Source organism: Halobacterium bonnevillei, assembly GCF_009831555.1.
Classification (GTDB): Archaea; Halobacteriota; Halobacteria; order Halobacteriales; family Halobacteriaceae; genus Halobacterium; species Halobacterium bonnevillei.
Window position 1 is genome coordinate 1 of sequence record NZ_WUUU01000090.1, and the last position, 11963, is coordinate 11963.

13 protein-coding genes and 2 pseudogenes are annotated in these 11963 nt (G+C 68.2%); 9 read left to right on the top strand and 6 right to left on the bottom strand.

Annotated features, from left to right (window positions below; genetic code table 11):
• Together GRX66_RS11410 and GRX66_RS11415 are read left to right on the top strand one after the other, a co-directional pair.
• Positions 1-330, top strand: a pseudogene (locus tag GRX66_RS11410) (hypothetical protein); the annotation flags it as partial.
• 58 nt (positions 331-388) lie between these two features.
• Positions 389-1573, top strand: a complete 1185-nt coding sequence (locus GRX66_RS11415) for an inorganic phosphate transporter (protein WP_325064075.1) — start codon at positions 389-391, stop codon at positions 1571-1573.
• Between the two features lie 61 nt (positions 1574-1634).
• Here the strand turns inward: GRX66_RS11415 and GRX66_RS11420 are convergent, their stop codons facing one another.
• Together GRX66_RS11420 and trxA are read right to left on the bottom strand one after the other, a co-directional pair.
• Positions 1635-3497 (bottom strand): SLC13 family permease, encoded by a 1863-nt coding sequence (locus tag GRX66_RS11420; RefSeq protein WP_394351525.1) that lies wholly within the window; start codon positions 3495-3497, stop codon positions 1635-1637.
• A gap of 173 nt (positions 3498-3670) precedes the next feature.
• Positions 3671-3940, bottom strand: a complete 270-nt coding sequence (trxA, locus tag GRX66_RS11425) for a thioredoxin (RefSeq protein ID WP_159526673.1) — start codon at positions 3938-3940, stop codon at positions 3671-3673.
• A gap of 266 nt (positions 3941-4206) precedes the next feature.
• On the opposite strand from trxA, the gene GRX66_RS11430 reads away from it, so the two are divergent.
• Genes GRX66_RS11430 through GRX66_RS11450 form a run of 5 tightly spaced genes read left to right on the top strand, consistent with a single transcriptional unit; the run spans position 4207 to position 6591 of the window.
• Positions 4207-4368, top strand: a complete 162-nt coding sequence (locus GRX66_RS11430) for a preprotein translocase subunit Sec61beta (RefSeq protein ID WP_159526674.1) — start codon at positions 4207-4209, stop codon at positions 4366-4368.
• A gap of 51 nt (positions 4369-4419) precedes the next feature.
• Entirely contained in the window at positions 4420-5019 is a 600-nt protein-coding gene (pdxT, locus tag GRX66_RS11435) for a pyridoxal 5'-phosphate synthase glutaminase subunit PdxT (RefSeq protein ID WP_159526675.1), read from the top strand.
• Between the two features lie 22 nt (positions 5020-5041).
• Positions 5042-5494 (top strand): bifunctional nuclease family protein, encoded by a 453-nt coding sequence (locus GRX66_RS11440; RefSeq protein ID WP_159526676.1) that lies wholly within the window; start codon positions 5042-5044, stop codon positions 5492-5494.
• The gene (gene hisE / locus GRX66_RS11445) at positions 5491-5808 is read left to right on the top strand and encodes a phosphoribosyl-ATP diphosphatase (protein WP_325064076.1); all 318 of its coding nucleotides are present in this window, start codon (positions 5491-5493) and stop codon (positions 5806-5808) included. Before GRX66_RS11440 ends, hisE begins: the two co-directional genes overlap by 4 nt.
• A 39-nt stretch (positions 5809-5847) precedes the next feature.
• Positions 5848-6591, top strand: coding sequence for an alpha/beta fold hydrolase (locus tag GRX66_RS11450; RefSeq protein WP_159526677.1), 744 nt, complete (start codon positions 5848-5850; stop codon positions 6589-6591).
• Here the strand turns inward: GRX66_RS11450 and GRX66_RS11455 are convergent.
• Positions 6588-6941: a DUF5518 domain-containing protein gene (locus GRX66_RS11455; RefSeq protein ID WP_159526678.1), complete on the bottom strand. Its 354-nt coding sequence runs from the start codon at positions 6939-6941 to the stop codon at positions 6588-6590. The two genes, GRX66_RS11450 and GRX66_RS11455, sit on opposite strands and share 4 nt — an antisense overlap.
• Before the next feature lie 146 nt (positions 6942-7087).
• On the opposite strand from GRX66_RS11455, the gene GRX66_RS11460 reads away from it, so the two are divergent.
• Positions 7088-8074, top strand: a complete 987-nt coding sequence (locus tag GRX66_RS11460) for an NOG1 family protein (protein WP_159526679.1) — start codon at positions 7088-7090, stop codon at positions 8072-8074.
• A gap of 80 nt (positions 8075-8154) precedes the next feature.
• On the opposite strand, the gene GRX66_RS11465 is transcribed toward GRX66_RS11460, so the two are convergent.
• Positions 8155-9450 (bottom strand): TIGR00341 family protein, encoded by a 1296-nt coding sequence (locus GRX66_RS11465; RefSeq protein ID WP_325064077.1) that lies wholly within the window; start codon positions 9448-9450, stop codon positions 8155-8157.
• 84 nt (positions 9451-9534) lie between these two features.
• Positions 9535-10284, bottom strand: a complete 750-nt coding sequence (locus GRX66_RS11470; RefSeq protein ID WP_159526680.1) for an SIMPL domain-containing protein — start codon at positions 10282-10284, stop codon at positions 9535-9537.
• Positions 10285-10426: 142 nt separating this feature from the next.
• On the opposite strand from GRX66_RS11470, the gene engB reads away from it, so the two are divergent.
• Entirely contained in the window at positions 10427-11047 is a 621-nt protein-coding gene (gene engB / locus GRX66_RS11475) for a GTP-binding protein EngB (RefSeq protein WP_159526681.1), read from the top strand.
• Positions 11048-11495: 448 nt separating this feature from the next.
• Here the strand turns inward: engB and GRX66_RS11480 are convergent.
• A pseudogene (locus tag GRX66_RS11480) lies at positions 11496-11963 on the bottom strand (translation initiation factor eIF-2B); the annotation flags it as partial.

Genomic DNA, 11963 nt, shown 5'->3' on the forward strand with positions numbered 1-11963 from the left:
GTCGAGAAAACCGTCGAAGAGACTGTCAGCGACACCGTCGAGGAGAAAGTCGGCGACACCGTCGAACAGACCGTCGAGGAAACGGTCGAGGAAACGGTCGGCGACACCGTCGAAGAGACAGTCAGCGAAACCGTCGAACAGACCGTCGAAGCGACGGTCGAGGAAACGGTCGGCGACACCGTCGAAGAGACAGTCAGCGAAACCGTCGAGGAGAAGGTCGAAGCCGTGGAGGAGCGGTACGCAGACGAGGCGGAGGGCGACGACGAAAAGCGCGGCGCGTACGACGAGGCGAGCGACGCAGACGAAGCCGACGAGGAGGACGAGACGTGACCACCCGCAGGCGAGCGCGCGGCCGCGTCGAAGTCAGTCGTCGTGAGGAGGTGGCAGCGTGATCAGCATCCTGTTGCTCGTGGGCATCCTCGTCTCGATGTTCGTCGGGTTCAACATCGGCGGTTCGACGACCGGCCCCGCGTTCGGCCCCGCGGTCGGCGCGAAGGCCATCTCGAAGCCGCTGGCGGCGTTCCTGATGACGGGATTCTTCTTCGTCGGCGGGTGGACGCTGGGCCGCCGCGTCGTCGACACGCTCGGCAACGAACTCGTCACGAACCCCGACATCTTCACGCTGGAAGCCAGCATCGGCGTGCTGTTCTTCATCGGCCTCGCGCTGTTCATCGGCAACATGTTCGGCGTCCCGGCGTCGACGTCGATGACGGCCGTCGGCGCAATCGCCGGGCTCGGATTCGCACGTGACGCCCTGGACTGGGCGGTGCTCGGCGAAATCGCGACCTGGTGGCTGGTCGCGCCCGTCATCGGCTTCTGGGTGTCGCTCATCATCGGTCGGTACTTCTACGCGCGCCTCCACGCGCTCATCGCGATGGAACGCACCAGCGGCGACCTGCTGGCGGTCGACCGCTCCGGCCCCATCCCGATTCCGCGGGCCGCCGACAACACGAACCGCAAGGAACTCATCGGCACCGTCACCGTCATCGTCATCGGCTGCCTGATGGCGTTCAGTTCCGGGACGAGCAACGTCGCGAACGCCATCGCGCCGCTGGTCGGCAGCGGCGTCATCGAGATGAATCCCGCCATCATTCTTGGGTGTATCGCGGTCGGCATCGGGGCGTTCACCATCGCGCGCCGGACGCTGGACACGATGGGCAGCGACATCACGGAACTCCCGCTGACGGCGGCCATCATCGTCGCCATCGTGAGCGCGTCGCTGGTCATCTTCCTGTCGGCCATCGGCATCCCCGCGAGTTTCGTCGTCATCGCGACGATGAGCATCATCGGCCTCGGGTGGGGGCGCGCGACGCGTCCGCTCACGGTGCCGGAGGCGGTTCGCGGCGAGGAGAACGTCGAAGTGTCGGTCGGCGGGCTCGCCGCCGACGAGGAACACGACGCCGACGAAGTGCCGGCAATCGGCGAGGAGGAACCCGAGGACATCCCGAGCGCGTCGGACCTCTTCGACCCCGGAACGACCGCCCGGGTCGTCCTGATGCAGAACGTCGTCCCGATGCTTGCGACCGTCGGCGCGTTCCTCACGTTCCGGTTCGTCCCGATCTTCGGGTTCTGAACCGGCCAGATTTCTCTCGGCGGTCGAATTCTTCGGCGTCGTCCAGTCTGCGCTCCGGGGCTCAGACCGTCCAGAACAGCGCGATTCCGGCGACCGTGACGAACGACAACAGCAACTGCAGCGGCATTCCGACGCGGACGTAGTCGCCGAACGTGTACCCGCCGGGGCCGTAGACGAAGAGGTTCGTCTGGTAGCCGACCGGCGTCATGAACGCCGTCGACGCCGCGAACGTCACGGCGAGCACGAACGCGAACGGGTTCGCGCCGATCGCCAGGGACGCCTCGACCGCCACCGGAATCATCAACACCACGCTGGCGTTGTTCGAGATGACGCCCGTGATGAGGCTCGTGAACACGTAGAACACCCAGAGCACGCCGATGGCGGGCAGGTACGCGCCCGTCGAGGCGACCAGCGCGCCGAGCAGGTCCGCACCGCCCGTCTGTTCGAGGGCGATGCCGAGCGGAATCACGCCCGCCAGCAGGAGGATGACGTTCCAGTCGACTGACTCGTACAGTTCCGTGGGTTTCAGCACGCCGGTCGCGACCATCGCGACGACGCCCGCGAGCGCCGCCACCACGATGTGGACGGGCAGCAGCGACGCCGCGCCGACGACCCCGACGATTGTCGCCACCGCGAACGGAATCTTCTCCGTGCGGTAGTCGGGCTCGTCGGGTTCGTGCGCGAGGATGAAGTCCTGGTTCTGCGAGAGGCGGTCGAGGCTGTCCTTCGGCGCCTGGATCAGCAGCGTGTCGCCGACGCGGAGTCGGCGCTCGTCCATGCGCTCGTGGATGGTCTCCCCGCGGGAGCGGTACGCGAGGACGTTCGCGTCGTAGCGGTCCCGGAAGGACGTCGACTGCAGGGTCTCGCCGACGAGCGACGACCCGGACTGGATGACGAGTTCGACGAGCGTCTGGTCGGGTTCGGCGGCGGGCTCCATCTCGGGGTCAGTCTCCGGAGCGCCCGTCAACTGGAGGTCGTCGACGACCGCGATCTGGTTCAGCGTCTCCCGGTCGGTGCGGATCGTGAGGACGTCCCCGGGCTGGATGACCTTCTGGCCGATCGGTTCGATGAACCGCTCGCCGCCCCGGACGAGCTGGAGGACGTCGGCGTCGAAGCGCTGGACGTCGATGGCTTCGGCGACGGTCTTCCCGACGATCGGCGAGGACGCCTGCACGACGACCTCGCTGAGGTAGTCCTGCATCTCGTACTCCGCGAGGTAGTCGCCTTCGGCGGGGACGCGTTCGGGAAGCAGCCGGTACCCGATGGTCATCAGGTACGCCGCGCCGACCACGAGCACGATGACGCCGAGGTGCGTGAACTCGAACATCGAGAACGCGTGCAGCGACTCCACCCCGCGGTCCGCGCCGATGCGTTCGGCGGTCTGGCTCGCGAGGATGTTCGTCGACGTGCCGATGAGCGTCAACATCCCGCCGAGCATCGACGCGTACGACAGCGGCAACAAGAGTTTCGACGGCGACGTCCCGCCCTTGTGCGCGAGGTCGGTGATGACCGGGACGAGGATGGCGACGACCGGCGTGTTGTTGATGAACCCTGACACGGGACCGGTGGCGACGATGGTGGAGGCGAGCTGGCGGCGCTTGTTCGTGCCCGCGTAGTCGGACATCCACCGCCCGATGATCTGGACGACGCCCGTCTGGGAGACGCCGTTGCTGAGGATGAGCATCGCCAGCACCGTGATTGTCGCGGGGTTCGAGAACCCCGACAGCCCCTGTTCGACGGAGATCTGGGTCCACGGCTCCAGGACCATCAGCGACACCATCACCAGCACCGCAGTGACGTCCAGCGGCAACGCCTCGGTGACGAACAGCACGAGCGTCACCGCGACGAGCCCGAACACGACGGCCATCTCCGGGGTGACGGGTGGGATGTCGCCGACGGCAGCCAGCAGCAGCCCCGAGCGCATGGCTGCACTCTCGACGGTGAGTTACAACAGCCTGACGGTCGCGGGTGGAGAAGCGAGACGAAGCGTGTCGCGGGTGGAGAAGCGAGACGAAGCGTGTCGCGGGTGGAGAAGCGAGACGAAGCGTGTCGCGGCTGCTACGCGTGGCCGCCCGACTGCAGTAGGGCGTCAGCCGGTCAGGCGCCGGCTTCTTCGAGGGCGTCCTCGAGCTGGTCGCGCTGCGTGACGCCGACGAATCGTTCGACGACGCCGTCGTCGTCCTCGATGACGACGGTCGGAATCGAGCGAACCTGATACTCGTTGGCTACGTCCTCGTTCTCGTCGACGTCGATTTTCTCGAAGGTGACGCGGTCGCCGTAGTCCTCCTGGAGCTCCTCCAGGATCGGGTCCTGGGTCTTGCAGGGACCACACCAGTCGGCGTAGAAGTCTTTGATGGTGACAGTCATCGGTCTGCCGGAGTTTGCCACGCGCCCCGCATAAGGGTTTCTCACGGGACGGCCCTTGCCGGCAGTCAGTCTCGCAGGAACCGTCGCCGGGAGTCAGTCGCGAGACGGCGCCGAATCGCGGACGCTCGAGAAACAACGCCGAACTGCAGTCACTCGCGAGACGAGCGACACCGACGGTATCCGGACGGCAGGGGCCACACCCTCGCGCCCGCCGCGGAGACCCCGGACACGAAAGGTTTACGCGGGAGCGGCGACCAGTGGCGGACATGAGCAGTGGAAAGAACTCCGGCGGACTGATGTCCAGTGCTGGACTTGTCCGTTACTTCGACTCCGAGGACCCGAACGCCGTCCAGATCGACCCGCGCTCCGTGGTGGCGACGGGCGTCTTCTTCGGCCTCGGCGTGTTGCTCCTCCAGTTCTTCGTCTAGGGACGACGCGACCCCGAGAGGCTTTTTCCCGGGCGACCCCTACGGCCAGCTATGACTGTCAACGCCGGCGTCGTCGCCGTCCAGGGCGACGTCTCCGAGCACGCCGAGGCCATCCGGTCGGCCGCGAACAGCCACGGCATGGACGCCGACGTCACTGAGATCAGGCGCTCCGGAATCGTCCCGGACTGCGACATCCTCCTGATGCCTGGCGGCGAGTCGACGTCCATCTCGCGGCTGCTCGCCCGCGAGGGCATCGACGCCGAGATCCAGGACCACGTCGACGCCGGGAAGCCGATGCTGGCGACGTGCGCGGGCCTCATCGTGGCGTCGATGGACGCGAGCGACGACCGCGTGGAGACGCTGAACGTCATCGACGCGACCGTCGACCGGAACGCGTTCGGCCGGCAGAAGGACTCCTTCGAGGCGCCACTCGACGTGAAGGGCCTCGATGAGCCGTTCCCCGCGGTGTTCATCCGCGCACCACTCATCGCGGACGTCGGCGGCGACGCCGAGGTGCTGGCGACCTGGGACGGCAACCCCGTCGCCGTGAAGGACGGCCCCGTCGTCGGGACGTCGTTCCACCCGGAGCTGACCAGCGACTCCCGGATCCACGACCTGGCGTTCTTCGGCACACAGGAGGCAACCTTTTGAGCGTGCTCCCGAAACAACGGCTATGAACGCACACATCGACGCCGTCCGGGTCGCGGGCACCCCGGACGGCCCGCTCCCCGTCGTGGTCGTCGGGGTCGACGACCGGGACGAGGACGACATCCTCCCCATCTTCGTCGGGTTCGAGGAGGCGACCGCCATCGCGCGGGGCCTCGACGCCACGGACATCGGTCGGCCGCTCACCCACGACCTGACCCTGGACCTCGTGGAGACGCTCGGCGGCCGCATCGACCGCGTCGTCGTCTCCAGCATCGAGGACGGCACCTACTACGCGGACCTCCACGTGCAGACGCCGCGGGGCGACGAAGTCGTCGACGCGCGCCCGAGCGACTCGCTGGCGCTGGCGGCGCGCACGGACGCCCCCATCGAGGTGGACGAAGCGGTCTTCGAGGACGGCCGCCGCGACCCCGCGGAGTTCGAGGACCTGCGAGACATCCGCGAGGTGATGGGCGCGTGACCGACGGCACCGAGAACAGCCCCGAGGACGCCTCGGACATTCTGCGCGAACTGTTCGCGGTCATCGAGGACCGCAAGGAGACGCTGCCCGAGGACTCCTACACCGCGAGCCTGTTCACGCACGAGAAGGGCGAGAACGCCGCCCTGGAGAAACTCGGCGAGGAGACGACGGAGTTCCTGCTCGCCGCGAAGGACGGCGACACCGACGAGCTCGCCCACGAGGGTGCGGACATCGTCTACCACATGCTCGTCGTGCTCGCCGCACACGACATGGACGTCGAGGACCTGCTCGCGGAACTCCGCGACCGCCGGTAGTTCAGTCTGCTTATGCACGCCGAGGGGGTACCGCGACGCATGGATTCGGTGGTTTCCGCGGACGGCACGGAACTCGGCTGCAGGGTGCGCGGCGACGGCCCGCCCGTCGTGCTCGTGCACGGGACGTCGGGCTCGAAAGCGCACATGAGCCGGCTCGCCCGCGCGCTCGCTGACGACTTCACCGTGGTGACGTACGACCGCCGCGGTCGCGGGGACAGCGGCGACGCCGACGAGTACGACTTCCAGCGCGAACTCGAGGACCTCCGGGCGGTCGTCGACGCCGTCGACGGCGACCCCGTCGTGTTCGGCCACTCCTTCGGCGGCCTCATCGCGCTGTCCGCCGCCCCCGATCTGGACGCCGAGCGGCTGGTGCTGTTCGAGCCGTCGGTGCTCGTCGACGACTACCACGAGACGCTGAGCGACCGCATCCGCGAGCGCATCGCGGCCGGCGACCGCGAGGGCGGCGTCGAGGCGTTCTTCGAGACGGTCGGCACCATCGACCAGGTCGGCCAGCCGGTCGTCAAGCGCGCCGCCACCATCGTGGAGACCATCGCGCGCGAAATCGAGGTCGTCGAGTCCTCCGACGTCGACGACCCCGAGACGGGGCTCCCGACGCTCCTCGTGCTGGGCGAGCACGGTCCCGACCACCTCCGGCGCGCCGTGGATTACCTCGAAGCCGAACTCGAGGACGTCGAGCGAGCGGCGATTCCCGACACCGGCCACATGGCGGTCATCACCGACCCGGAGCGCGTCGCCGCCGTCATCCGCGAGTTCGCGGACTAGGCGAGCCAGCCGCCGAGCGCGCCCGCGATGGCGCTATCGATGGCGAGCAGGACGAACACGGCGAACGCGAACACCGCCGCGCCGAACCCGAGGATGCCCGCCGGCACGAACGCCACGCTCGCGAGCACGCTCGCAACCACGATGAACGCGACGACGAGCAGGCCGCCGAGCGCCCCGGCCAGCAGGCCGTGCACACCGCCGTTCCAGAATCCGCCGCCCGCCATCCATCCGGCGATGAACCCGCCGACCATACCCGCGGCGGCGTGGCCGACGCCCGGCAGCGCGAACGCGAACACGCCGAGCACGACTTCCACGACGAACCCTGTGAGGACTGCGCGCCAGTTTACCATACCCGAGGAGACGCCGTCCACGCCGAAAAGTCCCGCGGGCGCCGACCCCAGACTGCGGGGACCGGGCGCTCGTGACGCGTCCGGGAGTGGCCGTCGCTCGGGGCTGATTACGTGTGCTTTTACGTGTCGCGGGCGTAACCGATGGCATGATTTTCGAGAACCTGCCGACGACGCCGACGTCGGAGGAACTCCTCGACAAGGCGTTCTCCCGGGCGGCCCGCGCGGGACGCGCCAAGCAGGGCGTCGAGGCCCAGGAGTCGATGCTCCAGACGTCCTCGAACATCCTCGGGGACAACCTCCACAACGTCGTGACGGCGTGGCCGGACTTCGAGTCCGTCGACCCGTTCTACTACGAACTCGCGGACGCCGTCCTCCAGCGGGAGTTCGACGACAACCGCGGGGTGGACGCGCTCCGCCAGCACCTCTCCGAGATCTCGTGGGCGTCGAACAAGACCCACGACCTCGGCCGCGAGTACATCGGGAAACTCCCGTGGGGCGACGCCGACGCCGCGCGGAAGATCCGCAAGCAGGGGTTCGCGCGCATGGGGTCCGTGATGGACCAGATCGAGGAGGACCTCGACGCCGTCGGCCGCGCCCGCGACGCCCTCAAGGGTCTCCCCGAGATCGACCCTCACGACCCGACCGTCGTGGTCGCCGGCTACCCGAACGTCGGGAAGTCGTCGTTCGCGAACGCCGTCTCGTCGGCGAAGATCGAGACCGCCGAGTACCCGTTCACCACGAAGGGCGTCCAGGTCGGCCACTTCGAGGCCGACCGCGTGCGCTGGCAGATTGTGGACACCCCCGGCCTGCTCGACCGGCCCGCTGACGAACGCAACGGCATCGAGGACCAGGCGGTGTCCGCGCTCGCGCACGCCGCGGACGTCATCCTGTTCTTCCTCGACGCCAGCGGGACCTGCGGGTACCCGCTGGACTCCCAGCGCGCGCTTCGCGCGGAGGTCGCCGACCAGTTCGACGACGTGCCGCTCGTGACGGTCTGCAACAAGGCCGACCTCTCGACGGGCGTGGAAGCTGACTGCTACATGAGCGTCGAGGACGGCGAGGGCGTCCAGGAGACGCTGGACGCGGCCGTCGAGGCGGTCGGCTACGAGCCCGAACTACCCCACGAGCAGTAACGCCGACCGCGGACTCGAGCTGCCTCGCGACCAGAAACGCCGACCGCGGACCCAGTTCTCACACCCAGCGATTCCAGTTGCTATCCCGTGCTGTCGCGGTACACGTACCGGACTTCCACGCCGAGGTCTGTGTTCGTGTTGGCCTGGATGCGTTCACGGAGTTCGCCGGGGAGACCCGGGTACGCCGACCCCGCTGGTGCGCCGATAGTGACGACGACGCGCTGGGGCTCGCGCTCCACGAGCCCCTGTTCGTATTCGTAGCGCGTCTCCAGTCGTGCGGTGTCCTCGTAGGCCGACTGCGCGAGCACGTCGTCGATTGCTTCGTTGACGGCCTGTTCGTTCGTCGCGGACACGTAGGACGTGTACGTCACGCCGCCGAGGAACGCCGACAGCACCGCGATGGCGACGGCGAGGGTGGCGACGCGCTTCACCAGCGCTGACCGCGCCTCACCGACCTCGAAGAACCGCTGCGGGCGGTACCCCGAGTACCACAGCACGACCAGCGCCGCGAGGTTGATGGAGAGCACGTTCACGAGCACGAGGATGCCGGACCCGACAGCGAGCGTCGGGACGCCCCACGCGAGCCCGATACCGACGCTGGCAGCCGGCGGAATCAACGCGACGGCGATGGCGACGCCGACCAGCGCCGACGACACGCCCGTCATCAGGCTGAACACGCCAGCGACGCCAGCGCCGAGCGCGACCACCAGCGAGAGGAAGTCCGGTCGCAGGCGCTCGCTGACCTCCGACAGCGAGAGGACGTCGAGGCCCGGCGGGACGACGTTCGTGTACTTCACGAAGAACGCGAACGCGGCCGCGCCGACTACCGAGAGCGCCACGCCGACCAGTTGGAGGTAGACGCCCCGCCGGAACAACTCCTCGTCGTCGACGACGGTGCCCACGCTCGCGGACATCGCCGGCCCCAGCAGCGGCGCGATGACCATCGACCCGACGACGGTCGCCGGCGAGTCAAGGAGGAGGCCCGCCGTCGCGATGATGGTGCTGACCAGCGTCATCACGACGTACGTCCGTCGGGACGGCGCGAGATCCTCGGCGCGCGCCACCAGTTCCTCGCGAGCGATCCGGTCGTCGTTCTTCTCCTCCTCGGCGTAGCGCTCCGTGAGTTCGTCGAAGTGCCGAGAGACGACTGTTTCCGCGCTCAAGATCACCGTGTACGCGTCCTCCGAAAGGCCCGCCGACCGGAGCGCGTCGAGCGCGTCCTCCACGCCCTGCGTGGGAATCGGGAAGTTGACGACGGCCGTGTAGTCCCGGTCGCTCGTCTCGTCGGACACCACGTAATCGATGCCCTCGTCGTCGAGCGCGTCGAGAACCGCCTCGCGTTTTCCGGTCGGCACGGTCACTTGGACGAGTCGCACGTCTCCGGGTTCACGCGGCCGGAAGAAAAGCGTTCAGGGGTCGCGGACGCGACCGCGGGATCGACGTGGCGGCGGTCGAATCAGTCAGGCCGCCGTGGCGTTGTACGCGACGCGGACGTCCGCGGACACGGTGACCGAGCCCGACTCGATGGACGTCCCGCCGCCCGCGTCACCGGCGTACGCGACCGTTTCGGTCTGGTACGCGCGGTAGCGCGTGTTCGTGGAGATGATGCTGTGGGTCTCGGTCACCGAGAGGTCGCCGGCCTCAGCGAGCGTGTTCGCGCGCGTCTCGGCGTTGTTCATGGCCTTCGCGAGCGCGTCCTGGTAGAGGTCCTCGCGCTTCTCGTCGGACAGCGTGAACGAGACGCCCATCACGCGGTCAGCGCCGTTGTCCACCGCCAGGTCGACGACTTCGCCAGCTTTGTCAGTGTCGTTGACCGTGATCTCGAAGGCGTGGACACCGCGGTAGTTGCCGTACTCGGTGCCCTCCTGGGTCCGTTCGCGCTCCTGGCGGATGTCGAAGTGCGAGGTTCGGATCGCGTCCGAATCGAGGCCGTACTCCTCGAGCGCGTTCCGCACGGAGTCGGACTTCTCACCGATCTCGTTGCGGACCGTCGTGGAGTCCTCGCCCGTCGCGGTCACGGCGACCCGGATCACGGCCTGGTCGGGTTGCGCTTCGACTTCGCCGTCTGCGGAGACGGTGATCGACTGCTCGGAAGGTGCCGCCTGGCCGGCCGCCGCCGCCCCGCTACCGAGCGTGAGGGCGCCCGCGACGCCCGCCGTCACCAGCAGGGCGGTCGCCAGCACCGCGAGCAAGAGTGTTTTCTGTTTCATCACACCAACCACTACAGCGGGCGGACCCTTCAACCTCCCTCAGAGTGAAACCGGCGTTTCAGCGTCGCCAGCTTCGTCTTTCGGGGGTTGGCTCCCTACGACAGGACGCGGGACTTAACCACGTTCGCCGGCTACGACTGGTATGTTCGACACGCGCCCCGACCGGAGCGACGAAGTGGTGCTCGTCGGCCGGTCCAACGTCGGGAAATCCACGCTGATGCGCGAAATTACGGGCCACAGCGTCCCGACCGGCCAGAAACCCGGCGTCACCCGGAAACCCAACCACTTCGACTGGGCCAGCGACGACTTCGTCGTCACCGACCTCCCCGGCTTCGGGTTCATGTCCGGCGTCGAGGACGAGGTCCGCGAGGCGATCAAAACGGACGTCGTCCGCTACCTCGAGGCCAACGCCGACGACATCCTCGTCGGCGTGCTCGTCCTCGACGGCAAAGCCGCCGTCGACATCATCGACCGCCACTCCGGCGACGACGAAATCCCTCACGTCGTCGAACTGTTCTACCTCCTCGAAGACCTCGGCATCACCCCCGTCGTCGCCGTCAACAAGATGGACAAAGTCGACGACCGCGACGAACGACTCGACGACATCGCCGACCGACTCGGCCTCCTCCCACCCTGGAAACAGTGGCAGGACACCATCGCCCCCATCGCCGCCAAACACGGCCGCATCGACCCCTTCGAGGCCGCCGTCCGCACTCACCTCGAGGACGCGAAACGCCACGACCTCAAGAAATTCTTCGCGTAACCACTTTTGCAGCGGTCGGCGCGCTGCGCGCGCCTCCCTTGCATAAACGTGGTGAAAAAGCCCAGCGTCCTCCCTGCGGTCGTCCTTGCGCCCACGCTCGCTTCGCTCACGGCCTCCCCGTTCGGGCCGCTCGCGTGGTGAATCGCGGCGCTCGGGACCTCCGGACCGCTCGCGCAGCGAGCGCTAGTCGCCGACCAGATTTTACATACCAGAGCGGGGCCAACCCGCCCCGTTACCTAACGACAAGCGCGGGTCGGCCGGCTTCGGAACGGCGGCGAACCGGCTCGCTGAGGACACTCGCCGCCTGCAAGCCCAAGTAGCGCCAAGGCTGTCGAGTACTGAGACGGGGCGACTCGGGAGAAAGTCCTCGTCACAAGGGGCTCGGAGGGGGTAACTCCTCGTCACCGTCGCCCGGGATAGCCGTAGGTCCCGGGCGGAAAAGAACCTTTCACTCGTCCCCGGAGCGCGACTCCGCCCAGTCCGCCCAGTCACGGTGCGCCGCTGCGATATCCCGCACGTCCGCGGCGTCCAGGGACCCCCGTTCGGTGACGACGGCGTCGACGAGCGCGGCGGGCACGACTTCGAACACGGGGTTCAGGACCTCGATGGGGGCGTCGCCGTCGTAGAGGTCGCCGGGGTCACCGGGTTCGACCGGAAGCGGCTCGGGCGCAATCTTGTCCGCTGCGCACGCGACGAACACGGGGGCAGCCACGTCGCGGGCGGCGAGGGCCGCTGCCCGCGTCCCGACCTTGTTCACGACGGAGCCATCCGGGAAGACGGCGTCCGCGCCGACGAGCACGGCGTCGGCCGACGCGACGACCGCGGGGAGGTTCGCGTCCGTCGTGAGCGTCACGTCCAGGGAGTCTGCGAGGGACTCCGCGACGCCGACTCCCCTCCCCGCCCGGCCGGGATTCCG